Source organism: Pararhizobium sp., assembly GCF_965279435.1.
Taxonomy (GTDB): Bacteria; Pseudomonadota; Alphaproteobacteria; order Rhizobiales; family Rhizobiaceae; genus Pararhizobium.
The window spans coordinates 2,407,527-2,432,790 of sequence record NZ_CBDIHY010000003.1; the positions used below are offsets into that span (position 1 = coordinate 2,407,527).

A 25,264-nucleotide genomic window follows, 5' to 3' on the forward strand; every position below is an offset into this window, starting at 1 on the left:
AAAGTGGAAAGGTGGAAACCGGCTGGATCAGCCGATAACGCCCATGATGTCGGCTTCCTTCATGATCAGAAGGTCTTCGCCGTTGAGCTTGACTTCGGTGCCCGACCACTTGCCGAACAGGATACGATCGCCAGCCTTGACGTCGAGCGCGATGAGAGCGCCCTTGTCGTCACGGGTGCCGGTGCCGACAGCGACGATTTCGCCTTCCTGCGGCTTTTCCTTGGCTGTGTCCGGAATGATGATGCCGCCCTTGGTCTTGGCTTCGGCCTCGATACGGCGCACGACGACGCGGTCATGCAGCGGGCGGAAATTGGTGCTTGTCATTGTCTAATCCCTCGATCAAATGACTTCACGGATCGTCTTTGCGATCCGCCGGATGGATGTTAGCACTCCTATTGCTTGAGTGCTAGCGACCTGCAGATAAGGATGCCCGCCAGATGAGTCAAGAACAAGACAACGCGATTTTTTAATCGAAACGCTGATTGACTTGATTTGCCATTTTTTGTTTAACAGTTGCCATGGGGTCTGCGATCGCCCCACGAGGCGTCATGCCAGAATTTCGCGTCCACTCTTCATAAAAAGGGACGTATCATGGCCTCGTACAATTCCATTTCCGTTGAAAAACTCGCCCGTCTGACCGGAACGCCAAAAGGACCGGTCATCATTGATGTGCGCGACGACGAAGATTTCGCAGCACTGCCCTCGCTTGTTCCCGCATCCACGCGTCGCCCTTTTGCCTCGGCCGCGCAATGGTCGGCGGAATATCGCGGCCTTTGGGTCGTGGTCGTTTGCCAGAAGGGCAGGAAGTTGAGCGAAGGCGTTGCCGCCTGGCTTCGAAACGCCGGCGCCCAGGCGGAAAGCCTGGAAGGTGGGCTTGAAGCCTGGACGGCTGCGGGCCTGCCGCTTGTCCCGGCCGCCGCGATACCCGGCGGAAAAGCCGGTGGTGGCTCTGTTTGGGTCACGCGCTCGCGCCCCAAGATTGACCGCATCGCTTGCCCATGGCTGATCCGCCGCTTCGTCGCCCCGTCCGAAGTCGAGGCCGTTGCGGAGCGTTTCGGCGCTACGCCGTTCGACGTGGAGAATGTTTTCTGGAGCCATAGGGGCGAGGGCTGCACCTTTGATACGATGATCGCGGAGTTCGGCTTGTCCTTTCCGGCCCTTCAGCATCTGGCGCTGATCGTTCGCGCGGCCGACACCGACCGGCTCGATCTGGTTCCCGAGGCATCTGGCCTGCTCGCAGCCTCGCTCGGCCTGTCGCGGATGTTTGCCGACGATCTTGAGCAGTTGGAAGCCGGCATGACACTCTACGATGCCTTCTACCGTTGGGCGCGTGACGCCACGCAGGAAAAGCACGAATGGGTGCATCACGTTGCAAAGAAGGCCAAAGACCATGAATGAGGCGGTGCAGATACAGTCTCCGCCACCATATCCAACATTCGCTGAAGCTGCAAAAGTCTGGGCAAAGATCGGGCTCCTGAGCTTTGGCGGCCCCGCCGGGCAGATCGCGCTGATGCACCGGGAACTGGTGGAGGAGCGCCGCTGGATTTCCGAGAGCCGGTTTCTGCATGCGTTGAATTTCTGCATGCTCTTGCCCGGCCCGGAAGCGCAGCAACTTGCCACTTATATCGGCTGGCTGCTGCACGGCACGCGCGGCGGCATCGTCGCGGGGCTGCTGTTTATCCTGCCCGGGTTCTTCGTCATCCTCGGCCTGTCGTCGGCCTATGCGCTGTTCCAGCAAACGGATTGGCTGACCGGCCTGTTCTTCGGCCTGAAGGCAGCGGTGCTGGCCATCGTCATCGAGGCGGTCATTCGCGTTGGCCGCCGCGCATTGAAAACCCGATTTGCGCTCGTCGTCGCCGCGCTCGCCTTCGCCGCGCTGTTCTTTTTCGATCTGCCATTCCCGCTCGTCGTGCTGGCCGCCGGCATTGCCGGATACGTCGCCACGCGGCTGCAGCCGGCAACAGGCGAAAAGGCCTTGGCGGCGGCGGCAAAACAGGCGCTTGCCGACAGGCCTTCGGTGATCGACAGCAGCTTTCCCGATGGCGCATCAAGCTGGAGCCGCACGTTTCAGGTTCTCGCCACCTGGCTGGTTCTCTGGATCGCGCCGTTCGTCATCCTTGGCGCAGTGTTCGGGTGTGCCACCGTCTATACGACCATCGGCCTGTTCTTTTCGAAGATGGCCGTGGCGACCTTCGGCGGAGCCTATGCGGTGCTTGCCTATGTCGCGCAGCAGGCGGTCGAGACCTATCATTGGCTTAAGCCTGGTGAAATGCTGGATGGCCTGGCGCTGGCTGAAACAACGCCCGGACCGCTGGTGCTGGTCTTGTCCTTCGTTGGCTTCATGGCCGCGTTTCGCGCACCGCTGGGGTTCGATCCGCTTGTGTCCGGCCTGCTTGGGGCGACGCTGGCGACCTGGGTGACGTTCGTGCCGTGTTTCCTCTGGATCTTTCTGGGCGCCCCCTATGTCGAGGCCCTGCGCAACAACCGGGCGCTGGCGGGCGCGCTTGCGGCGATCTCGGCTGCGGTCACCGGCGTTATCCTCAATCTGGCCGTCTGGTTCGGTCTGCACGTTCTCTTTGCCAGTGTGGATCGCTTTGCGGCAGGACCTGTTTCCATGCCGCTTCCGGTCTGGCAGACCTTCCAGCTGCCGTCCTTCTGCCTGACGCTTCTGGCAGCCGTGCTGCTGTTCTTCTTCAAGCGCGGCGTCGTGGTGACGCTGGCCATCTGCGCGGTTGCCGGTTGGCTGATCCGTGGGTTTTAGCTGTTCCATCACATTACAAGCCGGAAACCTTGGAATTCAGCCCCCATTTTCCCGATGAAGACTTGTGTTTTTAACGCCTGCCTGCGATGTCAGCCCGACCATTTCTTTTCTGCGGGAAGCCAGCATGGCCGTTCGGATCAACAGTTTTCGCGACATTGCCAGCCGCTATGATGTCGTGCTCTGCGATGTCTGGGGCGTGCTGCACAATGGCGTCGAGGCGTTCAAGGGTGCCTGCGAGGCACTGACCGAAGCGCGCGCCAAAGGTCTGACTGTCGTTCTGATCACCAATTCGCCGCGCCCGCATCCCGGCGTCATCGTCCAGATCCGTGGCCTCGGCGTGCCGGACAGTGCCTATGACCGGATCGTCACGTCGGGTGATGTCACCCGCGCACTGATCTCGGCCGGCCCGAAGAAGATTTATTTCATCGGTGCGGAAAAGGACCTGCCGCTGCTCGAAGGGCTCGGCGTCAGCATGGTGTCCTCCGAGGAAGCCGAGATCATCGTCTGCGCCGGCTTTTTCGATGACGAAAACGAGACGGCCGAAGACTATCGCGCCACGCTCTCAAGCCTTGCCAAGCGCAAGGTGCCGTTCATCTGTGCCAATCCGGATCTGGTCGTCGAGCGCGGCCATAAGCTCATTCCGTGCGCCGGTGCCATCGCCAAGGTCTATGCGGAACTGGGCGGCGAAACCCGGATTTCCGGCAAGCCCTATGTGCCGATCTATCGCGCGTCTCTGACGGAAGCCAAGGCCGTGCGCGGCGGGCTCGACCTGTCGCGGGTGATCGCGGTCGGCGACGGCATGCCGACGGACGTCAAGGGCGCACAGGATTTTGGCCTCGACGTGCTTTATATCAGCGCTGGTATCCACGCCGCCGAATACATGGCTGCCGAAAAGACCGATGAGGCCAAGCTGGCGGCGTTCTTGAAAAACGAGGGTGCCACGCCAAAATGGTGGATGCCGAGACTGGCTTGACGGATCTGCCGCAGCCGACCTGCACGAAGAGATGACTGGCGAACGGACATGACGGTTTTTCATCGCAACGAGACCCGCGAACCCCTTCCGGAAACGCTGCGCGGCGGCGTCATTGCCATCGGCAATTTCGATGGTGTGCATCGCGGCCATCAGTCGGTTTTGAACCGGGCTCTGGAAGAGGCGCAAGCGCGCGGTGTTCCGGCCCTGGTTTTGACCTTCGAGCCTCACCCGCGCAGCGTCTTTAAGCCCGACCAGCCGGTCTTCCGCTTGACGCCAGCGCCGCTGAAAGCCCGCATCCTGGAAGGTATGGGCTTTTCCGCCGTCATCGAATACCCGTTCGACCGGACCTTCTCCGAGCTTTCCGCATCCGATTTCATTCGCTCCATCCTGATGGACTGGTTGCATGCCAGCCACGTGGTCACCGGCTTTGATTTCCATTTCGGCAAGGGTAGGGAAGGCGGCCCGGCTTTCCTGATGGCCGCCGGTGGCGAAAACGGTTTTGGCGTGACGCTGGTTGATGCGTTTCGCGATGAGAATGCTGCGGTGATTTCCTCCAGCCACATTCGCGGATTGCTGGGTGAGGGCGACGTGTCCCAGGCTGCCGGGCTGCTCGGTTACCGCTATACCGTGGAAGCCGAAGTCATCGACGGCAAGAAGCTTGGCCGTACACTCGGCTATCCCACCGCCAACATGCAGCTTCCGCCGGAAGTCGAACTTCGCAACGGCATCTATGCCGTGCGCTTCCGCCGCGCCGATGGCAGTATCCACGATGGCGTCGCCAGCTTCGGCAAGCGTCCAACGGTCGATAGCAACGGCATTGCCCTGCTCGAAACCTTCGTGTTCGATTTTTCCGGCGATCTCTACGGCGAAGTCTGTTCGGTCTCGTTCTTCGGCCATCTGCGCGACGAGCTGAAATTCGACGGTCTCGATCCGCTGGTGGTGCAGATGAAGCAGGATGACGCCGAAGCCCGCGCCTTGCTCTCCGGCGTCAAGGCGCTCAGTATGATCGACAGCAAAATCGCATTCGGTCTGGATGCAAACTCCTAAAGGATGATCCCAATGGCCACCACGCCCCGCCGGCCCGTCAGCGCCATGGATGCCGCCGAAGCCCTGTTCAAGCCGGTCAAGAAGGCACCGGCCCCGGCTGTTGAAAAGCGCGCTTTGCCGGAAACCAGGGAACTGGTGTCGATCAAGCTCGACAGCGCCGTCCTGCACTATTTCCAAGACGACGGCCCCGGCTGGCAGGACCGCATCAACGACGCGCTGCGCGCCGTGATATTGGCAAATCCGAAGGATTGAGGAAGCTTTTCTGCCTCGTTCCCTCTTCTCCCCAGCGGGGGAAGGTGCCCGAAAGGCGGATGAGGGGGCCGAAGGCCACTTTTGATTGGCTCCGGCTTCGCCGAAGCACCCCCTCATCGCCTCACTGCGTTCGGCACTTCTCCCGGCTGGGGAGAAGAGGGAACCCGTCGCACGCTGCTCATCCAATTAAAAATCTGCATTCCATCGCCGTGACGCACATCGTTCTTTGAAACTTTGCTGGTGTCATCTTCCTTTTCGCGCAAAAACCGCTTAAACAACCGCCACCATGACCCGATATCGTCGATTGATACGTGATCAGCGAATTATTGGCCCGGCCTTCCCAGCGCTTTGATAGCCGCCGGAAGGTCCGGGTTTTCGGCGTTCGACACGAGCGCCACCGTTTCCCTTATGATATCCCGTTCGCATGCGCGGCGACACGCGCCCAGATATGATTGCTGAAACCATGACCGATACCGTTGAAAAGCTTGATTATTCCAAGACCCTCTATCTGCCGGAAACCGAATTTCCGATGCGTGCCGGTCTGCCGCAGAAGGAGCCGGAAACCGTTGCCCGCTGGCAGGAGATGGGGCTCTATAAAAAGCTGCGCGCCTCTGCCGCCGGCCGCGAAAAATTCGTGCTGCACGATGGCCCGCCCTATGCCAACGGCAATATCCATATCGGCCACGCGCTCAACAAGATCCTCAAGGACACCATCACCCGCTCGTTCCAGATGCGCGGCTTTGATGCGAACTATGTTCCGGGCTGGGATTGCCATGGCCTGCCGATCGAATGGAAGATCGAGGAAGCCTATCGCGCCAAGGGCACGAACAAGGACGAGGTTCCGGTCAACGAATTCCGCCAGGAATGCCGCGACTTCGCCGCCAACTGGATCAAGATCCAGTCGGCCGAGTTCAAGCGTCTGGGCATCGAGGGCGACTTCGACAATCCCTACACGACGATGGCCTTCCACTCCGAAGCCCGCATCGCCGGTGAACTGCTGAAGATCGCCAAGTCCGGCCAGCTCTATCGCGGCTCCAAGCCGATCATGTGGTCGGTCGTCGAGCGCACCGCGCTGGCGGAAGCCGAGGTCGAATATGCCGATATCGAGAGTGATACGATCTGGGTGAAATTCCCGGTACTGGAAGGGCCTGAAAGCCTCAAGCACGCCTTCGTCGTGATCTGGACGACGACCCCCTGGACGATCCCGGGCAATCGCGCAATCGCCTATTCCTCGCGTTATCCCTATGGCCTGTTCGAGGTTGAAAGTGCGGAAAACGACTTTGGTCCGCAGCCGGGCGAACAATTGATCTTTGCAAAGCGCCTTGCCGATGAATGTGCTGCAAAGGCGAAAGTCACGCTCAAGCTTATCCGCGACGTGACGCCGGAAGAGCTGGGCGCGATCACCTGCGCCCATCCGCTGGCCGCCCTCGGCTACGATTTCAAGGTTCCGCTTCTCAATGGCGACCATGTCACCGACGAAGCCGGTACCGGTTTCGTCCACACGGCACCCGGCCATGGCGCCGACGACTTTGAAGCCTGGATGGACAACGCCCGAGCTCTGGAAGCGCGCGGCATCTCGTCGAAAATCCCGTTCACCGTCGATGATGCCGGTTTCTATACCGCTGACGTGCCTGGCTTTGGCCCGGATCGCGAAGGCGGTGCTGGCCGGGTCATGGATGACAACGGCAAGAAGGGCAATGCCAATGAACTCGTCATGAAGGCGCTGATCGAGGCGAAGACCCTGTTCGCGCGTGGCCGCGTGAAGCACAGCTATCCGCATTCCTGGCGTTCAAAGAAGCCGATCATCTTCCGCAACACGCCGCAATGGTTTGTCTATATGGACAAGGACCTTGCCGACGGCACGACGCTGCGCTCGCGGGCGCTTTCGGCCATCGACAACACCCGCTTCGTGCCGGCTGCCGGCCAGAACCGCCTGCGCGCGATGATCGAGAACCGTCCCGACTGGGTGCTGTCACGTCAGCGCGCCTGGGGCGTGCCGATCGCCGTCTTTGCCAACGTTGAGGGCGAAGTGCTGATCGACGAAGCCGTCAACGCCCGCATCATCGAAGCCTTCGAGGCCGAAGGGGCGGATGCATGGTTCGCCGAAGGTGCCAAGGACCGGTTCCTCGGCAACGATCATGACCATACCAGGTGGATCCAGGTCATGGACATCCTCGATGTCTGGTTCGACAGCGGCTGCACCCACACCTTCACGCTGGAAGATCGCCCGGACCTGAAATGGCCGGCCGATGTCTATCTTGAAGGCTCCGACCAGCATCGCGGCTGGTTCCATTCGTCGCTGCTCGAAAGCTGCGCGACGCGCGGCCGTGCGCCGTATAACGCCGTCGTCACCCACGGGTTCACAATGGACGAAAAGGGCGAGAAGCAATCGAAGTCCAAGGGCAATGTCGTCGCCCCGCAGGACGTGATGAAGGAATCGGGCGCCGATATCCTGCGCCTCTGGGTCGCCACCACCGATTATTGGGAAGACCAGCGTCTCGGCAAGGCGATCATCCAGACCAACATCGACAGCTATCGCAAGCTGCGCAACACCATCCGCTGGATGCTCGGCACGCTGGCGCATGACAAGGGTCCAGAGGGCGGCGAGGACATCGCCTTTGCCGACATGCCTGAACTCGAGCGCCTGATGCTGCACCGTCTGTCGGAACTCGATCAGCTGGTGCGCGAAGGCTATGACGCCTTCGATTTCAAGCGGATCGCCCGTGCGCTGATCGACTTCTCCAACATCGAGCTGTCGGCGTTCTATTTCGACATCCGCAAGGACGCGCTCTATTGCGACGCGCCGTCGAGCCCGCGCCGCCGTGCGAGCCTCGTGGTCATCCGCAAGCTGTTCGATTGCCTCGTCACCTGGCTTGCCCCGGTTCTGCCCTTCACGGCGGAAGAGGCTTGGCTGTCGCGTGATCCGTCGGCGGTTTCCGTGCATCTGGAACAGTTCCCATCCGTGCCGGCTGAGTGGCGCGACGAGGCGCTGGCTGAAAAGTGGAAGAAGATCCGCACGGTGCGCAAGGTCGTCACCGGCGCGCTCGAAGTCGAGCGCCGCGACAAGCGCATCGGCTCTTCGCTGGAAGCTGCCCCTGTGGTCCACGTCGGAGATGCCGATCTGCTGGCGGCAATCGACGGCGAGGATCTGGCGGAAATCTGCATCACGTCGGCGGTGACCATCGTTGCCGATGCTGGTCCGGCAGAAGCTTTCCGGCTGGACGATGTTGCCTCCGTCAGTGTCGAGCCGACGCTGGCTGAAGGCGTCAAATGCGCCCGGTCCTGGCGCATCACCGCTGATGTTGGCTCCGATGCCGCGTTCCCGGATGTGTCCGCCCGTGATGCGCTAGCGCTGCGCGAGCTGGGTTACGCTTCTTAAGGGATTGTTTACCGGGTGAATTGCGTAATTGCCGTTCATCCGGTAAACCTGCCTGAAAATCGGCGGATTTATCCGTCATGGGCGCAGCAATGCCGCTCAAGTATCGATCGTGCCGGCACCGCTGGAAGGGTTTTCATGGGAATGACGCGAGAGTTTCGAGTGTATGCTGGCCTGTTTGCCGTTGTGGCGGGCAGCGTCGTCTTGACCGGTTGCATCGGTGGCCCGACCTACGGGACGGACAAGACCGCCGGCGAGCATCTGATTGACGACCTCGGCAGTTCCGTCAGCCTCGGATCGACCAAGCCCAACAATGTCAAATACCAGCCGCGTCCCGGCCTGGTGCTGCCACCGTCCGGCGAAACCGCGCAATTGGTTCAGCCGCAGCAGAATATGGCCACCAAGGACAATCCGCAGTGGATCGAATCGCCGGAAGACACGCGCCAGCGTCTGCGCGAGGAAGCCGACGCCAACGCCGATAATCCGAGCTACGTCTCGCCACTGGCCAAATCCAGCGCCAATGGCCGCAAGCTGACGACAGCCGAACAGACGCAGGCCTATCGCGACGCCCGCAAGATCCAGATGGGCGCTTATGCCGACAAGCGCCGTTTCCTGAGCGATCCGCCACTCGAGTACCGCAAGCTGCCGGAAGAGGCGACTGCGGACCTTGGCGAGCCGGAGCAGGTCAAGGAACGCCGCCGCAAGAAGGAAGCTGCAATCAAGGGCAGCGGCAAGAAGTGGTACCAGGTATTCTGATCCGGCATGTTTGAAATTCGCAAGGCAACCCCCAAGGATGCAGAGACCATCCTGCGTTTCATCACTGAACTGGCCATCTACGAAAAAGCCGGACACGAGGTCGAGGCGACCGTTCAGTCAGTCACCTCTTCGCTGTTCGGCGAGAATTCCGTTTCGCATGCAGCCATCTGCGAGCGCGATGGCATCCCCGTCGGTTTTGCCGTCTGGTTCTTCAGCTATTCCACATGGCTTGCACGCAACGGCCTTTATCTCGAAGACCTCTATATTACGCCGGATCAACGTGGGTCGGGCGCCGGGCGCACGATGCTGCGCTATTTGGCGCAGATCGCGGTCGAAAAGGGATGTGGCCGTTTCGAGTGGAGCGTTCTCGACTGGAACGAGCCGGCCATCAAGGCCTATGAGGCAATCGGTGCCGAGCCTTTGTCGGAATGGACGCGCTACCGTCTGTCCGGTGCGGCACTCGAAAGCTTCGCCGCCGGATAAGATTTCCGGATCGGGCGCTCAGCGTCTCCCGGCAAAGAATGCCTTGAGGATGTCTGCAGCACTCTGACCGGAAAGACCGGAATAGACGTCGGGTGCATGATGGCAGGTCGGCTGGCTGAAAAAGCGGACGCCGTTATCGACGCCGCCGCCTTTCGGATCTTCGGCACCATAGTAAAGCCGGCGCAGGCGGGCAAACGAGATGGCCGCCGCACACATGGTGCAGGGCTCTAACGTCACGTAGAGATCAGCGCCGTTCAGCCGCTCTGCCCCGATGGCGCTTGCAGCCGCGCGGATCACTTCGATTTCGGCATGTGCGGTCACATCGTTGCGCTCGCGCGTGCGGTTTCCGGCGCTGGCGATGATCTCGCCATTGACAACAAGGACGGCACCAACAGGCACTTCGCCACGGGCAGCCGCCATTCTGGCTTCTTCCAAGGCCAAATCCATAAACCGGCTCGTTTCAGCCATCGTCGATACCCGTGATAATTTCTCTTAACCCAAGGGCTGTGACCTGATAGGACAGCCCAAAAGGCAGGCAACACAAATGACATTCAAAGACAAGCCCCAGCGGCCTGGCGGCAAACCCGCACGGTCCGACAAGAAGCCCTATACCGGCGCGCGCAACACCGCTGCCGATCATTCGGCTGTGGATAACACCGATGCCGAGAAGCCGCGCAAGCCGCGTCCATCAGCGACGGAAACCGTCAGCGCCGAGGTGCCGCAGCGTATTTCGAAGATCATGGCCCGCGCTGGCGTGGCCTCGCGCCGCGATATCGAGCGCATGATCATGGAAGGCCGCGTTTCGCTCAACGGCAAGCTGCTCGACAGCCCGGTCGTCAACGCGACGCTCGCCGATCACATCGAAGTGGACGGCCAGCCGATCCGCGGCATCGAGCGCACCCGCCTCTGGCTCTACCACAAGCCGTCCGGCCTGGTGACCACCAACTCCGATCCGGAAGGCCGCGCCACCGTTTTTGACAACCTGCCGGAAGAGCTGCCGCGCGTCCTGTCCATCGGCCGCCTCGACATCAATACCGAAGGCCTGCTGTTGCTGACAAACGATGGCGGTCTGGCCCGTGTGCTCGAACTGCCCGCCACTGGCTGGCTGCGCCGCTACCGCGTCCGCGCCCACGGCACTATCGATCAGGCAGCGCTGGATAAGCTCAAGGACGGTATCGCCGTAGACGGCGTACTCTACGGCGCCATCGATGCGACGCTCGACAAGGTTCAGGGTTCCAACGTCTGGATCACCATGGGCCTGCGCGAAGGCAAGAACCGCGAAATCAAGAACGTCATGGGCGCGCTTGGCCTCGACGTGAATCGGCTGATCCGCATTTCCTATGGCCCGTTCCAGCTCGGCGAACTGCCGGAAGGTCAGGCCCAGGAAATTCGTGGCCGCACGCTGCGCGACCAGCTCGGCCCGCGCCTGATCGAAGATGCCAAGGCGAATTTCGATGCGCCGATCTTCGATGCCGCAGCCGGCGAAGACGAAAAGCCGCAGAAGAACGAATGGGCCGCCGGAAAGCCGGAAGCCCGCGAGCGTGGTGCGTTCAAGGAAAAGGCCGGCGACAAGCGCGAGCGTGCTTTGTCGCGGCTGGATACGACACGGCGCGACGATCGTGGCGGCTCCCGCCCCGACCGCAATGACCGAGGCGGACGCGATGCGCCCGAGGCGAAATTTGACGGCCCCAAGCGCGAACCAGGTTTCCGGGCCCGTAAGGCCAATGTCTGGATGGCGCCCGGCGCCCGGCCTCTGCCGGAAAAGAAGCCGAAGGATGCTCAAGCTACCGACGTTGCTGAAAAGCCTGTGCGCCGCGAGCGCCCGGAAGGCGCGCCGGACGTCAAGCGTTATGGCAAGTCCAGGGATGGCGTGGCGACCAAGTCCAACCGGAAGTTCGATCCGGACCGCAAGAAGGCGTCCGTCTACGATCGTCCCGATCGCGGTCCACGCGTGATCGTCACGCGTGACGCAGACGACAACGACTGGATCCGCGCAACCGACGAGCCAAGCCGCGACGAAAGCCGTGGTGGCGACCGCAAGCGTTCGGGTGGCGATGATCGTGGCGCCCGCAGCTTCGGCGACCGCGCTCCACGTGGAGATCGTCCGCAGGGTGATCGCCCCCAGGGTGCGCGTCCTCAGGGCGACCGCCCGCCCCGCCGTGATGGCGACAAGCCATTTGGTGATCGCAAGCCGCGTGCCGAAGGTGCCCGCTCGTTCTCCGACCGTCCGAGAAGCGACCGGCCTGCCGGTGAGCGCCCGCAAGGCGATCGTCCGCGCAAGCCGTTTGGCGAAAAGTCGTTCTCGCGTGAAGACGGCGATCGCAAGCCGCGTGATTTTGGTGATCGCCCGCCGCGTGGCGATCGTCCGCAGGGCGACCGTCCACAGGGTGATCGACCCCCACGCCGTGATGGTGACCGTCCGTTTGGCGGCAAGCCCTCGGGCGATCGGCCAGCCGGCGGAAAATCGTTTGGCGGCAAGCCGGGCGGAGCAAAGCCGTTCGGTGCCAAAACCGGTGGTCCCCGCAAGCCCAGCACGGGTGGTGGCAAGCCTTCGGGTGGAGGCCCAGCCGGTGGTGGCAAGCCACGCGGACGCGGGAACTAAGCGCCGGTGCGGATCGTCGGTGGCGAGTTTCGCGGGCGCGGGCTCGCGACGCCCAATTCCAACGACATCCGGCCGACCACGGACCGGACGCGCGAAAGCCTGTTCAATATCCTCAGCCACTCCTATCCGGAAGCGCTTGAGGGCCGGGTGCTGGATTTGTTTGCCGGTACCGGCGCCGTCGGGCTTGAAGCCCTGTCGCGCGGTTGCCGCCAGGCCCTGTTCGTTGAAATGGGCGCTGAGGGCAGGGGCCTGTTGCGCACCAATATCGAAGCGTTCGGCCTGACCGGCCGGGCGCGTGTCTTCCGCCGTGATGCGACCGATCTCGGTCCAGCCGGTACCGTCGAACCTTTCCACTTTCTCTTCGCTGACCCGCCCTATGGCAAGGGCCTGGGAGAGAAGGCGCTGACGTCGGCCGCCAATGGCGGCTGGCTGGTGCCGGGCGCGCTTGCCGTGCTCGAAGAGCGGGCCGATGTTTATCCTGTGCTGCAGGATGGCTTCGACTTCATCGACGACCGCCTGTTCGGCGAAACCAAGATGCATTTCTACCGTTACCGCGCCGCGTGACACCGGAAAGACGCTGAGCATGACGCAAGGCCTCGACATATCGCAGTCATCAGCCAACCCGACCGTCGTGCTTGCACTCGGCGGCGGCGGCGCGCGCGGGCTTGCCCATATTCATGTCATCGAAACGCTGAACGAACTCGGCATCCGCCCGGTTGCTATCGCTGGCTCGTCCATCGGAGCGATCATGGGCGCAGGCATGGCAGCGGGTCTGAGCGGTGCCGATATCCGCGAGCATACGCTGGCAACGGTCGGCCGGCGCAAAGAGATCGTCAACCGGCTGTGGAGCCTGCGGCCGGCAAGTTTCGCCAAGGCCGTGACCGGCGGTTTTCGGGTCGGCCAGTTCAATATCGAGCGCATCCTGCCCGCCTTTCTCCCGGACGCCATTCCCAAAGATTTCTCCGAGCTGCACATTCCGTTGAAGGTGATGACAACGGATTATTACGGGCAGACCGAGCGCGTCTGTCAGGACGGCGACCTGCACCAGGCGCTGGCCGCATCGGCAGCCCTTCCAGCCGTCTTCATGCCGGTGCGTATCGATGGCCGCGTGATGATCGACGGTGGCATCTACAATCCGGTCCCCTTCGATCACCTGACCGGTCTGGCCGATATCGTCATCGCCGTCGATGTGGTTGGTGGACCGGATGGTGACGGCGAAACCATGCCGAGCCGGATCGACAGCCTGTTCGGCGCAAGCCAACTGATGATGCAGTCGATCATCGCGATGAAGCTGAAGGCGCATCGGCCCGATATCCTGCTGCGCCCCGAGGTCAGCCGCTTCCGGGTGATGGATTTTCTGAGAGCCCAGGAAGTGCTGGGCGCCACTGCTGCGGTCAAGGATCAGTTGAAGGCGGCACTCGATACCGCCTTTAACGCCAGAATCCGGGGCTAGGACGGATCAATCGGCTCCAGCCAGAACATCGCTGGCCGGTTTTGGTTTCACCGGCGCGGATTCCGGCAGTATATCGTCGTCGGCCGCCAGCGAGGGCGCTGCTTCGCGCCTCGGCTTGATCAGCGGCTCCGGCTTGACCGGTTCGAAATGCAGCATGTCGCGGCCGGCGCTGATGCCTTCCGCCTCCTGCACCACCAGCCGGGCTTCGTCGCGGCGGCGGATATCGTTCATGATTTCCTCTGCCTCGTTATCGGCGATCCCCAGCCCTTCCAGCGTCTTGCGGCCGAATACCAGCCCGGATTCGAACGTCTCGCGCAATTCGTAATCGACGCCACGGGCGCGCAGCGACAGGGTATGCAGCCGGTCATAGGCGCGGGCAAAAATCCGGGCATTCGGATATTCCGCCTGTACCATGTCGACGATCCGGTCGGTGATCTCCTGCTTTTGCGTGCAGATAGCGACGATCTTGGCCCGCTCGATCCCGGCGGCACGCAGCACGTCCAGCCGCGTTCCGTCGCCGAAATAGATCCGGAACCCGAAGGTCGCAGCCTGGCGCACACGGGCGGCCGAATGGTCGATGATCGTCACTTCGCGGCCGCCGGCGAGAAGGATTTGCGAGGCGATCTGGCCGAAGCGGGAAAACCCGATCATCAGCACATCGGCGCCGGCACCATCGAAATCCTCCTCCATCTCCTCCGTCGCCTCATCCTGCTCCTGCATCAAAAGCCCGGCCAGGGCGGAAGCGGCAGGCGTCAGCGCCATGGAGAGCGTTACGATGACGATCAGCAGAGACGCCCAGCTGTCTGGAAACACACCGGCGGTGGCAGCGGCCGTGAACAGGACGAAACCGAATTCCCCGCCCTGCGGCAGGAGAAGGCTGATCCGTACGGCATCATTGTGCGGCGAGCCGGTGACGCGGCAGAGCGTGTAGATCACCAGCGCCTTGACCAGCATCAACAGGGGTACGGCGATCAGGATCAGCACGTAGTTCTTCATGATGACACCAAGGTCCAGTGACAGCCCGACCGCCATGAAGAACAGGGCAAGCAGCAGACCACGGAACGGCTCGATATCGGCTTCCAGTTCATGGCGGTAGGATGATTCCGCCAGAAGCACGCCGGCCAGGAAGGCCCCCATTGCCATGGAAAGCCCGGCGAGCTGCATGATGGTGGCGGCTCCCAGAACGATCAGCAGTGCTGCCGCAATCATGACCTCGCGCGCGCCGGTGCGGGCGATGACCTGGAACAGCGGGTTGAGCAGATAGCGGCCGGCAATGACCATGATCAGGATTGCACCGACCGCGACCGAGAAATCCTGTAGCGGCGGCGTCGTATCTTCCGGTGCCTGCAGGGCGAGCAGAGGGATGAGTGCCAGAAGTGGCACGATCGCCAGATCCTGCAAGAGCAGGACCGAGAAGGCACGCTGGCCATAACGGGTGTTGGTGTCGCCGTTCTCATCAAGGATCTGCAGCGCAAAAGCCGTCGATGACAGCGCCAGTCCGAAGCCGGTGATGACGCTGCCGCTCCAGTCGAGCAGTCCGGCCCAGAAAACGATTGCCGAGATCGCGGTACCGGTCACCAGCACCTGTGCGGTGCCAAGCCCGAAGATGTCGCGCCGCATCTGCCACAGGCGCGACGGCTTGAGCTCCAACCCGATGATGAACAGCAGGAAGACCACGCCGAGTTCGGCAAAGCCGAGGATTTGCTCACCCTCGGTGATCTGGTGCAGAAGCGGACCGATGATGATGCCGGCTGCGAGATAACCGAGTACGGTGCCGAGCCCGAGCTTCTTGAAGATCGGCGCTGCCACGACGGCTCCACCGAGCAAGAGCAGGGCCTGTGAGGTGAGGGCGGGTGTCGTCGACATACGTGTTCTTCCCTGGCGCGCAGCCGCATATTCCGGCTCTGGCGTGTCTGGCTGGGCAGGAGTTTGCCCTAAATTCGGCATTTGGTCGGGGGCGGCGATCAAGAATCAGGATATGCCCTTGATGCCGGTCCTACTGCACAATAAATGGAGCGGGAATGAAAGGCTAAATCATGTCCGATATTATCGATTCCGGTGTTCTGCAGACAAGGGCGGCCGCGCTCATCGATTTGGCGCTGAAAGCGGGTGCCGATCAGGCCGATGCGGTAGTGGTCCGGGGCCGCTCCCGTTCCGTGTCCGTGCGGCTTGGCAAGGTCGAGGGTACCGACGCCTCGGAAAGCGATGATTTCTCGCTGAGGGTTTTCGTCGGCCGCCGTGTCGCCAGCGTTTCGGCCAATCCGGGCTTTGATCTGAAGGTGCTTGCCGAGCGTGCGGTGGCGATGGCCAAGGCCTCTCCCGAAGACCCCTATGCAACGCTTGCCGACAGCGAGCGCCTGGCGCGCTCCTATCCTGATCTTGAACTTTATGACCCGACTGAGGTTTCGACTGAAACTCTGACGGCCGCAGCCCTTGAAGCCGAAGAGGCAGCACTTGCCGTCAGCGGTGTCACCAATTCGAGCGGTGCCGGCGCATCTGCGGGCATGGGCGGCATGGTCCTGGTCACGTCGCATGGTTTTTCCGGCGCCTATATGGGCACCCGTTTTGGCCGCTCGGTCAGCGCCATTGCCGGCGACGGCACCAAGATGGAACGCGACTATGATTTCGACAGCCGCCTCTATTTCGCCGACCTGAAATCCGCAGCCGAGATCGGCCGCACCGCCGGCGGAAAGGCGGTTGCCCGGATCGGCCCGCGCCAGGTGCCGACCCAGAAGAATGTCACCGTCGTTTTCGATCCGCGCATGTCGCGCGGTTTTGCCGGGCATATCGCCGGCGCGATCAACGGTGCCTCGGTTGCTCGCAAGACGAGCTTCCTGCGCGACATGATGGGAAAACCGGTGATGAAGGCCGGCATCACCGTGACCGATGATCCGCTGGTGGTGCGCGGCTCGTCTTCGCGCCCGTTCGACGGCGAAGGGGTCACCGGGCAGAAACTCTCGATGATCGAGGATGGTGTGTTGCAACAGTGGTTCCTCTCGACCTCGACCGGCCGGGAACTGGGTTTAGAGACCAACGGGCGCGGCGCGCGCGGCGGCACGGCGGTTTCACCCTCGGCAACAAATTTTGCGCTGGAACCCGGCGATATCTCGCGCGAAGACCTGATCCGCAGTATCGGAACGGGTTTCTACGTCACCGAATTGATCGGCCAGGGCGTCAATATGCTGACCGGCGAATACAGCCGGGGCGCTTCCGGCTTCTGGATCGAGAATGGCGAATTGACCTTCCCGGTCTCGGAAGTCACGATTGCCTCCAATCTCAAGCAGATGTTCTTTGCCATCACGCTTGCCGACGATATCGACCGCAAATTCGGCGTCGCTGCCCCGACGCTTGCTATTGAGGGCATGACGCTCGCTGGAAAGTAAGCGCCCGTCCAAGTCTCTTTAACGCGGCGGATGCTGCGGGAAACGGAAGTTGACATGAATGCCGTTCGCCCATCGCCGGAGCAATGGTCCGGCGATCTGGACCTGATCACGATGGCGGCGAAGGCTGCGGGTGAAAAGGCACTGTCCTATTTCCGCAAGGATCCGGAGGTCCAGTGGAAGAACGGTGGCCGTTCGCCGGTCAGCGAAGCCGATTTTGCCGCCAACGATATTCTCAAGGAAAAGCTTCTGGCCGCCCGGCCGAACTATGGTTGGCTGTCGGAGGAAACCGATGATGACCAAGCCCGGCTTGGCTGCGACACGGTCTTCGTCGTCGATCCCATTGATGGAACCCGTGCCTTCATCGCTGGCAAGGATGTCTGGTGCGTCAGCGTCGCCGTCGTGCATCTCGGCCGGCCCGTTGCGGGTGTTCTGTTCGCCCCGGCACTGGGTGAATTGTTTCAGGCGACATCGGCGGGCGAGGCGCTAAAGAACGGCTCGCCGATCACCGTCAAACCGATGGGGTCCGAGATTTTGCGGATCGCGCTTGCCGAAGAGACGGTCGGGCTTCTGGAGCCCGGTTACCGCGCCAGCGTGTCGCGCATTCCGCATGTGCCGTCGCTTGCCTACCGGATTGCGATGATTGCCGATGGCCGGATCGATGGCACGGTCGTCAAGAAAAACTCCCATGACTGGGATCTGGCGGCGGCCGATCTGATCCTGGAACGGGCCGGCGGCGCGCTTTTTAGTCTCGATGGAGAGCCGCTTTCCTACAATCGCCCCAATGTTCGCCATACGGTCCTGTGTGCGGCGGCAAAGCCTGCATTACCGGCATTGATTGCCGCATCGCGGGGGCTGGAGGGCCATTGACCTTTCCGGCTGAATGCCGCAAACCACAAGCAAAATACGGCAAGAAAATTGGAAGGTCTGATGGCTCAGAATTCGGAAGTAAAACAGCGGCTGCATCTGGTGTTCGGCGGTGAATTGACAACGCTGACCGGTGTTGAGTTCCGTGATCTGGAAAAACTCGATGTCGTCGGCATCTTCCCTGATTACGACAGCGCCCTGACCGCCTGGAAGTCCAAGGCTCAGTTGACTGTCGATAATGCGCATATGCGCTATTTCATTGTCCACATGCACCGGTTGCTGGATCCGGAACAGGCTTGATGCCAGGGCGTTTTGGACAGGTAAACCATGCGGCTGAACGGGCCGCCGCCGCAAACGCGGACAGCCGTCGGGCTGGCCGTTGCGGGGGAGTCTTGTCCCTATGACCCGCATGCTCGCCCGATTGGCTTTGTCCAGCTATCGCTGGATCGGCACGGCGGTCTATCCGCTGGTCTGGGGCTATCTTGCCGTCCGCGCCGCCAAGGGCAAGGAAGACAGTGCCCGCCGTCAGGAGCGCTATGGCCATGCCAGCGCGCCGCGTCCGCAAGGGCCGCTGGTCTGGTTTCATGCCGCTAGCGTTGGCGAGACCACTGCCATCATTCCGCTGATCAATGAAGTCTCCCGCCGCGGTATCTCGGTCGTGTTGACCACCGGCACGAAGACATCGGCTCGCATTGTTGCCGAGCGGCTCGGCTCGCGTGTCATCCATCAATATGTGCCACTCGATTTCAAGCCGGCCGTCAGCCGTTTCCTCGATTATTGGGAGCCGGATCTGGCGATCATCGCGGAATCGGAGATATGGCCGATGACGATGATGGAGCTCGGGCGGCGTCATATACCGCAGGTTCTGGTCAACGGCCGTCTGTCCGATCGCACCTTCGGTCGCTGGAAGAAGCGCCTCTGGCTTGCCGACGCGCTGTTTGAAAACCTGGCGCTGGTCATTGCCCAGTCGGAGGCCGATGCGGACCGTTTCCGGACCCTTGGCGCGCTGCCGGTTATGGTGTCCGGCAATCTCAAGGTCGATACCGATGCGCCGCCGCATGACAATCAGGCGCTGAAGCACTACCGTCAGCAGATCGGCGGCCGCAAGACCTGGGCCGCCATCTCGACCTTCGAGGGCGAGGAGAATGCCGCCGGCATCGTCCATCGCGCCCTGAAGGAACGTACCGGCCTTTTGACCATCATCGTGCCGCGCCACCCCGAGCGCTGCGATGCGATCGAAACGATGCTGACGTCCAAGGGACTGACGGTCGCGCGGCGCACCCGCAACGATCCGATCACGCCGGAAACCGATATCCTGCTGGGCGATACGATCGGCGAGATGGGGCTTTACCTGCGGTTGACCGAGGTGGCTTTTGTCGGCCGTTCGCTGTTTGCCGAAGGCGGACAGAACCCGCTGGAGCCGGCCATGCTCGGCTGCGCCATCCTGTCGGGCGGCAATGTGCAGAATTTCCGCGACACCTACCAGATGCTTGCCAAGAACGGCAGCGCCAAGATCATCCGCGATGTCGAGATGCTGGCCAAGGGGGTGAATTATCTTCTCGTCAACGACGAGGTTCGCCACAGGATGATCGATGCCGGGCTCGAAACCGTGCATGAAATGCGCGGCGCGCTATCGGCGACGATCCGGGGCCTTGAGCCCTATATCAATCCGCTGACGGTAAAGGCACGGCTGCTGCCACGCGGCGATAACTGACACTTTCTTCTGGGGGGATAGTAACGATGACCGACAGGACCATTTCCGGCATCCTCTTCGACAAGGACGGGACGCTGCTCGATTATGTGAAGAGCTGGGTGCCGGTGAACTATGAAGTCGCCAGTATCGCTGCCAATGGCGATGCCGAACTCGCCCGGCGTCTGCTTGTCGCTGGTGGCATGGATCCCGATACCGGCCATGTCCTGCCCGACAGCCTGCTGGCTGCGGGCAACACCGTCGAGATTGCCACCGGCATGGTTAAAGCCGGCGCGCCCTATACGGTCGAGGCCTTAACGGCGAAGCTTGACGGGCTGTTTTCCAATTCGGCTCAGTATGCGGTGCCGGTCACCGATCTCGCCACGTTCTTTGCTAATCTGCATGCCAAGGGCTACCGCCTCGGCGTCGCCTCGAGCGACAACGAGCGCTCGATCCGCGAAACCGCCAAGCGCTTCGGTTTCGATGGTTATCTGCACTACGTCGCGGGTTATGACAGTGGCTTTGGCACCAAGCCGCAGCCTGGCATGGTGCATGGTTTCTGCGCCGCAACCGGGCTTGAGCCGCATCAGGTCGCAGTCGTCGGTGACAACAATCACGACCTGCACATGGGCCGCAATGCCGGCGTTGGACTGACAGTCGCTGTCCTGACCGGCACCGGCTCGCCGCAATCGCTCGCGGGGGCATCGGATCATTGCCTCAACGACATCACCGAGCTTGAAGCGGTGTTGATCTAGCGTTCGCCCGGATTTTACCGGAACAGCTGCATCAACAGCGATGGCGCATTGTTGGCGATGTTGAGCGCCTGAACGGCCAGTTGCACTTGCGCCTGGATGGCCTTGAGCTTGGTGGAGGCGTCGTTCATATCGGCATCCACCAGCCGCCCGACACCCTTCTGGATCGTTGCCGTCAGGGTGCGGTTGAAGTCCGTCTGCATCTCGATACGCATGCTGAGCGAGCCAAGCGTCGCTCCCCGGTCGGTCAGGGTTTTGTGAATATCGTCATAGCGTTTCAACAGAAGATCGGTCGCGTAGCCCACCAGATCGTCCGGCACTTCGCCCATATGCGAGGCGCTGTACATATCGTCGGTCTGGGCGCCGTTGGCAAAGCCGATCTGGGTGCGGCCGTTGAAGGCCGGTAGCCAGGCCGTTCCCTTGCCGGGGTCCTGATGCGCCACCCCACCAGTCATGCCATCGGCCTGCGGCGTATCAACCAGCCCGTTCTGGGCTGAGGTGCTGCCGTCGTCGTTCTTGTAGGTGGCCGGGCCGAAGACATTGAGGTTGCTGTCGCCATAGATGTTGATGATGCCGACCGCGCCCTTGGTATAGCTGGCAACGATGCCGCCAAAGGCGACATTGGCGTCCGGGGCTTTCATCTCGATATAGTTCAGCGTCTTGCCATTGCCGTCGACATAGCTTTTTTCGGTATAGCGCAGCTCGCCCGGCGCCAAAAGGTTGCGGCCGTTGAACGACGAGGACTGGGCGGTCGAGAGAAACTGTTTTTCGAGCTCGTAGATTTCCGAGCTGACCTTGTAGCGGTCGACGCCCGGCTCTTTCATCGCCACGATCTTGGTCTTGATCTCGGAGGTGATGGAGATGAGGTCTTCCATCCCCTGATAGGACACGTCGACGAGGGCGGCCCCGAGCTCCAGCGCGTCGATCACGGTGCTCGTGGCCTTGGTGGTGTTGCGCATGTCGGTGGCGATCGACCAATAGGCGGCATTGTCGGCTGCCTCCGAGATCCGCATGCCGGTGGTGATGACATCCTGCATCTTGGCATGGGTGCTGTCATTATGGCGCAGAATTGCCAAAGCGGCGGTGGCCGCCGAGTTGAAACTTATGTTCATTTTTATGTCCGCTACAAAAAACAGGAAAACGGAAGGCACCAAATCTGGTTAACCGAGAGTGGCGTAGTCTGGTTAATACTCGGTATATCGAGCGGCGGTACATTTGGCCTGGCAATGCCGTTTGGTGTGTTCCATCAACGGGTCATTGCGCCGTTCGATACGCGCGCGGCTTGCAATTCCCGGCAATCTGACGTTTTGTGCAGCGGATCGAGTGGGCTTTTTTCTGCTGAAAAAAATGTTTTCGATCGGACAAGAATTTCGCCGCGCAGAACATTGCGAAAACCGGGAGAACCGGCCGGCGCGGGAGGCCTGGAAGGACTGATGGTTTCTGATGCACCGCCATTCTGGTGGACCAAGGCCGATTGGCGCGCCTATGGCCTGTGGCCCTTTTCGTGGATTTACGGGCGTATTTCCGGTTCGCGCATGGATCATGCGCGGCGTGCGTCCGTGCCGGTCCCGGTCATCTGCGTCGGCAATTTCACCGTCGGTGGAGCGGGCAAGACGCCGACGGCGATCGCACTGGCCCGTGCTGCCCGCCAGCGCGGCCTGAAACCCGGCTTCCTCAGCCGTGGCTATGGCGGCTCGCTTGATGTCACCACGGTGGTCGATCCCGCCCATCACCGTGCCCGCGACGTCGGCGACGAACCGCTGCTTCTGGCGCGCGAAGGCCTGGCGGTGATCTGCCGCAAACGTGTCGAAGGCGCCCGCAGGCTGGTGGCCGAAGGTGCCGATATCATCATCATGGATGATGGTTTTCAGAGCGCCCGGCTGACATTTGATTTTTCGCTGTTGGTGATCGACAGCCGCCGGGGCATCGGCAATGGCTTCCTGATCCCGGCCGGTCCGGTGCGGGCGCCGATCCGCCAGCAAATCCGCCACGCCTCCGCACTTTTGAAGATCGGTAACGGCGATCGTGCCGACGACCTGATCCGCCGCTCGGCGCGTGCCGGCAAGCAGATTTATGCCGCTAACGTCGAACATCTCGATGATGGCGGGCTGAAGGATGTTCAGGTTCTGGCCTGGGTCGGCATCGCCGATCCGGAAAAGTTCTTTCGCACGGTGCGCGAGACGGGGGCGATCATTGCGGAAACCCGCAGCTTTCCCGACCACCACCGTTTTTCCGAGGACGAGATCAGCGATCTCATCGACCACGCGGCCGCCCATGGCTACCAGCTGGTGACCACCGCCAAGGACATAGTGCGGCTGGAACCCGAGCATGGCCGCGCCGGAGAATTGATGGAAAAGAGCAGGGTGATCGAGGTCGAGGTCCGCTTTGACGATCCGGGCTCATCGGGCAAGATCATCGACGCGGCGGTCAAGGCAGCGCGGACCCGCAATCTGCGCAAGCCGTAGGCACAGTGCCGCCGCCCGTGATTAGGGTGGATTGACGGATCGTCTAAATCTGGTTTGGCAGAATGCCGGCGCGCTTGTCGGCCTCATAGGAAGCTTCGGCGTCGGCATAGGGTTCCTGCCGCGCGACGCTCCAGTAGCGCAGCTCATCGACCGGGATAACGGCGCCGGTCATCGCGCAGATGACGTGCGATCCCGGCAAAACGATCTGGAAGTCGCCATCGAGATAACGGATCTTGGCTTCCCGGTTGCCGTTGCCCTCAAATCTGTTCATCGTCCTGCGACCCCGCATCAATTTCGCCCGCTGTTTGGAAGCGCTGTCTCGACAGGCATCCGGGTGGACGCGTCAAGACGAGCGTTTCAGCGTCATCTGTTGTGATCATGCTCTAGCGCGACATTGCCTGAATTTCCAGCCCAATTGACGGCCCGGATGCTCAACTGCGCCCGAATAGCCGCTCGATATCGGATAGCTTCAGTTCGATATAGGTCGGCCGCCCATGATTGCACTGGCCGGATCCCGGCGTTGCCTCCATCTGCCGCAACAGCGCATTCATTTCCTCGGGCCGCAGCCGCCGGCCGGAGCGCACCGAACCATGGCAGGCCATGGTGGCGGCGAGATAGTCGAGCCGGCTGGCAAGACCGTTGGCCGTGTCCCATTCGGCCAGCTCATCGGCCAGTTGCCGCACCAACCCGACGGCATCCATCTCGCCGAGCATCGACGGTGTCTCGCGGATGGCGATGGCGCCCGGACCGAAGCGTTCGATACCGAGCCCGAGCCGCGAGAATTCGGCGGAATGGCTGATCAGTCGGTCGCAGTCGTCTTCCGGCAGATCGACGATCTCGGGAATGAGCAGGGCCTGCGCCGGGATCGGCCTGGAATTCAGCCCCTTGCGCAATTCCTCGAACACCAGCCGCTCGTGCGCAGCATGCTGATCGACAATCACAAGGCCATCCTCCGTCTGGGCGACGATATAGTTTTCATGCAGCTGCGCCCGGGCTGCGCCAAGCGGATGGGATTTGTCCGGGTGTGGCGCTGCGGCCAGTTCGGGTTCGCTGAACGGCGTTCGGGCCGACGGCATTGCCATCTCGGCAAAGGCTGCCTGCGGCCGTTCGCCGAAACCGGCAGCCGCTGAGCCGAAATCCATCGGCCGGTAGGGCGACGTGGCGGCCGTCCAGTTGGCGTTTGGCCGCTGCGGTTCCGGCCGGAAGGCCCGCATCAGGCCGCTGGCACCGGTTGTCGAAGCCCGGTCGCCGTCCTGCGCCAGTGCCTGGCGGATGGCGCCGATGATCAGACCGCGCACCATGCCGGGATCGCGGAAGCGGACGTCGGATTTCGCCGGATGCACGTTGACGTCGACCACATCCGGATCGACTGTCAGCGACAGCACCGCCACCGGATAGCGCCCTTGCGGGATGGTTTCAGCATAGGCAGCGCGAAGGGCCGACCAGATCAGCTTGTCCTGTACGGGACGGCCGTTGACGAAGGCATATTGCTGCAGCGAGTTGCCACGGTTGAAGGTCGGCACGCCGGCAAAGCCCGTGAGCCGCGCCCCTTCGCGCTCGGCATCGATCTCGATCGCGTTGTCGCGAAAATCCCGGCCCAGCACCTGGGCGATCCGCGCCAGCCGGTCGTCGCCGGTCGAGGGGAATTCCAGCGTTGTGCGATCTGAGCCGGACAGAACGAAGCGCACGCCCGGAAAGGCGATCGCCATGCGCCGGACGACCTCGGAGATAGCCGAGGCTTCGGCCCGTTCGGTCTTCATGAAATTGAGCCGTGCCGGCGTCGCAAAGAACAGGTCGCGCACCTCGACCACGGTGCCTTGGTTGACGGCCGCGGGCTTCACCGGCTGCAGCTTGCCGCCAAACACGCCGATCTCGGCGCCGTGGCTGGCGCCACCCGGACGGCTGGTGATCGTCAGCCGCGCCACCGAGCCGATCGAGGGCAGAGCTTCGCCTCGAAACCCGAGCGTGCGGATATCGAGAAGATTGTCGTCGAGCTTGGAAGTGCAGTGGCGGCGCACCGCCAGTTCGAGATCGTCCGGCCCCATGCCGGAGCCGTTGTCCGTCACCCGCAGCAGCGTCTTGCCACCGCCCGCCGTGGCGATCTCGATGCGGGTGGCGCCAGCGTCGAGCGCATTCTCGATCAGTTCCTTGGCCGCGCTGGCGGGGCGTTCGATGACCTCACCGGCGGCGATCTGGTTGATAAGGGTTTCTGAGAGCTGCTTGATGGCCATGATCTATTGTCCGGGATTCGGCTGCACATGAAAAGTGCGCTGGAGGGTCTATCCCCGGCTGTGTCGAGGTGTGGGTCTGTGACAAATTCGGCCGGGTTTAATCTGGCCTTAATACAAAGCTGCGACGGTCTGCGACAACCTGAATGAGCACAGGTTTTGTCATTTGGAGCCTGTGG

General features: G+C 61.9%; 22 protein-coding genes and 1 pseudogene. 17 read left to right on the top strand and 6 right to left on the bottom strand.

Features of this window, described 5'->3' with window-relative positions:
- Positions 1 to 27: 27 nt before the first annotated feature.
- Positions 28 to 324, bottom strand: coding sequence for a co-chaperone GroES (gene groES / locus ACQY8Q_RS17230; RefSeq protein WP_275789194.1), 297 nt, complete (start codon positions 322 to 324; stop codon positions 28 to 30).
- Positions 325 to 591: 267 nt separating this feature from the next.
- Between groES and ACQY8Q_RS17235 the strand changes: the two genes are divergently transcribed.
- From ACQY8Q_RS17235 to ACQY8Q_RS17270, 8 genes are all read left to right on the top strand, one after another.
- Positions 592 to 1,398 (top strand): chromate resistance protein ChrB domain-containing protein, encoded by an 807-nt coding sequence (locus tag ACQY8Q_RS17235; RefSeq protein ID WP_428427685.1) that lies wholly within the window; start codon positions 592 to 594, stop codon positions 1,396 to 1,398.
- Positions 1,391 to 2,761: a chromate efflux transporter gene (gene chrA / locus ACQY8Q_RS17240; RefSeq protein WP_428427686.1), complete on the top strand. Its 1,371-nt coding sequence runs from the start codon at positions 1,391 to 1,393 to the stop codon at positions 2,759 to 2,761. Before ACQY8Q_RS17235 ends, chrA begins: the two co-directional genes overlap by 8 nt.
- 124 nt (positions 2,762 to 2,885) lie before the next feature.
- The gene (locus tag ACQY8Q_RS17245) at positions 2,886 to 3,734 is read left to right on the top strand and encodes a TIGR01459 family HAD-type hydrolase (protein ID WP_428427687.1); all 849 of its coding nucleotides are present in this window, start codon (positions 2,886 to 2,888) and stop codon (positions 3,732 to 3,734) included.
- A gap of 48 nt (positions 3,735 to 3,782) precedes the next feature.
- Positions 3,783 to 4,781, top strand: coding sequence for a bifunctional riboflavin kinase/FAD synthetase (locus ACQY8Q_RS17250; protein ID WP_428427688.1), 999 nt, complete (start codon positions 3,783 to 3,785; stop codon positions 4,779 to 4,781).
- A 12-nt stretch (positions 4,782 to 4,793) separates the two neighbouring features.
- A complete protein-coding gene (locus tag ACQY8Q_RS17255) occupies positions 4,794 to 5,033 on the top strand; it encodes a BrnA antitoxin family protein (protein ID WP_428427689.1) in 240 nt (79 codons plus the stop codon).
- Positions 5,034 to 5,496: 463 nt separating this feature from the next.
- Entirely contained in the window at positions 5,497 to 8,412 is a 2,916-nt protein-coding gene (gene ileS, locus ACQY8Q_RS17260) for an isoleucine--tRNA ligase (RefSeq protein ID WP_428427690.1), read from the top strand.
- A gap of 135 nt (positions 8,413 to 8,547) precedes the next feature.
- Entirely contained in the window at positions 8,548 to 9,165 is a 618-nt protein-coding gene (locus tag ACQY8Q_RS17265; RefSeq protein ID WP_428427691.1) for a hypothetical protein, read from the top strand.
- Between the two features lie 6 nt (positions 9,166 to 9,171).
- Positions 9,172 to 9,648 carry an N-acetyltransferase family protein gene (locus ACQY8Q_RS17270; protein WP_428427692.1) on the top strand — a complete coding sequence of 159 codons (477 nt, stop codon included), beginning with the start codon at positions 9,172 to 9,174 and terminating at the stop codon, positions 9,646 to 9,648.
- Positions 9,649 to 9,666: 18 nt separating this feature from the next.
- Here the strand turns inward: ACQY8Q_RS17270 and ACQY8Q_RS17275 are convergent, their stop codons facing one another.
- The gene (locus ACQY8Q_RS17275) at positions 9,667 to 10,116 is read right to left on the bottom strand and encodes a nucleoside deaminase (protein ID WP_428427693.1); all 450 of its coding nucleotides are present in this window, start codon (positions 10,114 to 10,116) and stop codon (positions 9,667 to 9,669) included.
- Positions 10,117 to 10,192: 76 nt separating this feature from the next.
- Between ACQY8Q_RS17275 and ACQY8Q_RS17280 the strand changes: the two are divergent.
- The 3 genes and pseudogenes from ACQY8Q_RS17280 to ACQY8Q_RS17290 form a co-directional block, all read left to right on the top strand.
- Positions 10,193 to 12,273 (top strand): annotated as a pseudogene (locus tag ACQY8Q_RS17280) (pseudouridine synthase); the annotation flags it as partial.
- Positions 12,257 to 12,814, top strand: a complete 558-nt coding sequence (gene rsmD / locus ACQY8Q_RS17285) for a 16S rRNA (guanine(966)-N(2))-methyltransferase RsmD (protein WP_428427694.1) — start codon at positions 12,257 to 12,259, stop codon at positions 12,812 to 12,814. The pseudogene ACQY8Q_RS17280 and the gene rsmD, both read left to right, overlap by 17 nt.
- 19 nt (positions 12,815 to 12,833) lie before the next feature.
- Complete coding sequence (locus tag ACQY8Q_RS17290) at positions 12,834 to 13,703, top strand: patatin-like phospholipase family protein (protein ID WP_428427695.1); 870 nt, start codon at positions 12,834 to 12,836, stop codon at positions 13,701 to 13,703.
- A 6-nt stretch (positions 13,704 to 13,709) separates the two neighbouring features.
- Here ACQY8Q_RS17290 and ACQY8Q_RS17295 read toward each other — a convergent pair whose 3' ends face one another.
- Positions 13,710 to 15,569 carry a monovalent cation:proton antiporter-2 (CPA2) family protein gene (locus ACQY8Q_RS17295; RefSeq protein WP_428427696.1) on the bottom strand — a complete coding sequence of 620 codons (1,860 nt, stop codon included), beginning with the start codon at positions 15,567 to 15,569 and terminating at the stop codon, positions 13,710 to 13,712.
- 170 nt (positions 15,570 to 15,739) lie between these two features.
- Here ACQY8Q_RS17295 and ACQY8Q_RS17300 point away from each other — a divergent pair, with 170 nt between their 5' ends.
- From ACQY8Q_RS17300 to ACQY8Q_RS17320, 5 genes are all read left to right on the top strand, one after another.
- A complete protein-coding gene (locus ACQY8Q_RS17300; RefSeq protein ID WP_428427697.1) occupies positions 15,740 to 17,086 on the top strand; it encodes a TldD/PmbA family protein in 1,347 nt (448 codons plus the stop codon).
- 54 nt (positions 17,087 to 17,140) lie between these two features.
- Positions 17,141 to 17,953, top strand: coding sequence for a 3'(2'),5'-bisphosphate nucleotidase CysQ (locus ACQY8Q_RS17305; protein WP_428427698.1), 813 nt, complete (start codon positions 17,141 to 17,143; stop codon positions 17,951 to 17,953).
- Between the two features lie 60 nt (positions 17,954 to 18,013).
- On the top strand, positions 18,014 to 18,250 hold the full coding sequence (locus tag ACQY8Q_RS17310) for a DUF4170 domain-containing protein (RefSeq protein ID WP_428427699.1): 237 nt from the start codon (positions 18,014 to 18,016) through the stop codon (positions 18,248 to 18,250).
- 100 nt (positions 18,251 to 18,350) lie between these two features.
- Positions 18,351 to 19,664, top strand: coding sequence for a lipid IV(A) 3-deoxy-D-manno-octulosonic acid transferase (gene waaA, locus ACQY8Q_RS17315; RefSeq protein WP_428427700.1), 1,314 nt, complete (start codon positions 18,351 to 18,353; stop codon positions 19,662 to 19,664).
- A 26-nt stretch (positions 19,665 to 19,690) separates the two neighbouring features.
- On the top strand, positions 19,691 to 20,395 hold the full coding sequence (locus ACQY8Q_RS17320) for an HAD family hydrolase (RefSeq protein ID WP_428427701.1): 705 nt from the start codon (positions 19,691 to 19,693) through the stop codon (positions 20,393 to 20,395).
- 14 nt (positions 20,396 to 20,409) lie between these two features.
- On the opposite strand, the gene ACQY8Q_RS17325 is transcribed toward ACQY8Q_RS17320, so the two are convergent.
- Entirely contained in the window at positions 20,410 to 21,504 is a 1,095-nt protein-coding gene (locus ACQY8Q_RS17325) for a flagellin (RefSeq protein WP_428427702.1), read from the bottom strand.
- 321 nt (positions 21,505 to 21,825) lie between these two features.
- On the opposite strand from ACQY8Q_RS17325, the gene lpxK reads away from it, so the two are divergent.
- Complete coding sequence (gene lpxK, locus ACQY8Q_RS17330) at positions 21,826 to 22,857, top strand: tetraacyldisaccharide 4'-kinase (RefSeq protein WP_428427703.1); 1,032 nt, start codon at positions 21,826 to 21,828, stop codon at positions 22,855 to 22,857.
- A gap of 43 nt (positions 22,858 to 22,900) precedes the next feature.
- On the opposite strand, the gene ACQY8Q_RS17335 is transcribed toward lpxK, so the two are convergent.
- Positions 22,901 to 23,128, bottom strand: coding sequence for a DUF2093 domain-containing protein (locus ACQY8Q_RS17335; RefSeq protein ID WP_113243156.1), 228 nt, complete (start codon positions 23,126 to 23,128; stop codon positions 22,901 to 22,903).
- 160 nt (positions 23,129 to 23,288) lie between these two features.
- A complete protein-coding gene (gene mutL / locus ACQY8Q_RS17340) occupies positions 23,289 to 25,088 on the bottom strand; it encodes a DNA mismatch repair endonuclease MutL (RefSeq protein ID WP_428427704.1) in 1,800 nt (599 codons plus the stop codon).
- Between the last annotated feature and the right edge of the window lie 176 nt (positions 25,089 to 25,264).

What these genes read in the sequence shown, in the direction of transcription:
- ACQY8Q_RS17325 (WP_428427702.1), bottom strand. Translation starts at nt 21,504, where the DNA reads ATGAACATAAGTTTCAACTCGGCGGCCACCGCCGCTTTGGCAATTCTG.
- ACQY8Q_RS17275 (WP_428427693.1), bottom strand. Translation starts at nt 10,116, where the DNA reads ATGGCTGAAACGAGCCGGTTTATGGATTTGGCCTTGGAAGAAGCCAGA.
- ACQY8Q_RS17310 (WP_428427699.1), top strand. Translation starts at nt 18,014, where the DNA reads ATGGCTCAGAATTCGGAAGTAAAACAGCGGCTGCATCTGGTGTTCGGC.
- ileS (WP_428427690.1), top strand. Translation starts at nt 5,497, where the DNA reads ATGACCGATACCGTTGAAAAGCTTGATTATTCCAAGACCCTCTATCTG.
- ACQY8Q_RS17335 (WP_113243156.1), bottom strand. Translation starts at nt 23,128, where the DNA reads ATGAACAGATTTGAGGGCAACGGCAACCGGGAAGCCAAGATCCGTTAT.
- ACQY8Q_RS17300 (WP_428427697.1), top strand. Translation starts at nt 15,740, where the DNA reads ATGTCCGATATTATCGATTCCGGTGTTCTGCAGACAAGGGCGGCCGCG.
- ACQY8Q_RS17245 (WP_428427687.1), top strand. Translation starts at nt 2,886, where the DNA reads ATGGCCGTTCGGATCAACAGTTTTCGCGACATTGCCAGCCGCTATGAT.
- mutL (WP_428427704.1), bottom strand. Translation starts at nt 25,088, where the DNA reads ATGGCCATCAAGCAGCTCTCAGAAACCCTTATCAACCAGATCGCCGCC.
- ACQY8Q_RS17250 (WP_428427688.1), top strand. Translation starts at nt 3,783, where the DNA reads ATGACGGTTTTTCATCGCAACGAGACCCGCGAACCCCTTCCGGAAACG.
- ACQY8Q_RS17295 (WP_428427696.1), bottom strand. Translation starts at nt 15,569, where the DNA reads ATGTCGACGACACCCGCCCTCACCTCACAGGCCCTGCTCTTGCTCGGT.
- ACQY8Q_RS17270 (WP_428427692.1), top strand. Translation starts at nt 9,172, where the DNA reads ATGTTTGAAATTCGCAAGGCAACCCCCAAGGATGCAGAGACCATCCTG.
- ACQY8Q_RS17255 (WP_428427689.1), top strand. Translation starts at nt 4,794, where the DNA reads ATGGCCACCACGCCCCGCCGGCCCGTCAGCGCCATGGATGCCGCCGAA.
- waaA (WP_428427700.1), top strand. Translation starts at nt 18,351, where the DNA reads ATGACCCGCATGCTCGCCCGATTGGCTTTGTCCAGCTATCGCTGGATC.
- ACQY8Q_RS17305 (WP_428427698.1), top strand. Translation starts at nt 17,141, where the DNA reads ATGAATGCCGTTCGCCCATCGCCGGAGCAATGGTCCGGCGATCTGGAC.
- ACQY8Q_RS17290 (WP_428427695.1), top strand. Translation starts at nt 12,834, where the DNA reads ATGACGCAAGGCCTCGACATATCGCAGTCATCAGCCAACCCGACCGTC.
- groES (WP_275789194.1), bottom strand. Translation starts at nt 324, where the DNA reads ATGACAAGCACCAATTTCCGCCCGCTGCATGACCGCGTCGTCGTGCGC.
- chrA (WP_428427686.1), top strand. Translation starts at nt 1,391, where the DNA reads ATGAATGAGGCGGTGCAGATACAGTCTCCGCCACCATATCCAACATTC.
- ACQY8Q_RS17235 (WP_428427685.1), top strand. Translation starts at nt 592, where the DNA reads ATGGCCTCGTACAATTCCATTTCCGTTGAAAAACTCGCCCGTCTGACC.
- lpxK (WP_428427703.1), top strand. Translation starts at nt 21,826, where the DNA reads ATGGTTTCTGATGCACCGCCATTCTGGTGGACCAAGGCCGATTGGCGC.
- ACQY8Q_RS17265 (WP_428427691.1), top strand. Translation starts at nt 8,548, where the DNA reads ATGGGAATGACGCGAGAGTTTCGAGTGTATGCTGGCCTGTTTGCCGTT.
- ACQY8Q_RS17320 (WP_428427701.1), top strand. Translation starts at nt 19,691, where the DNA reads ATGACCGACAGGACCATTTCCGGCATCCTCTTCGACAAGGACGGGACG.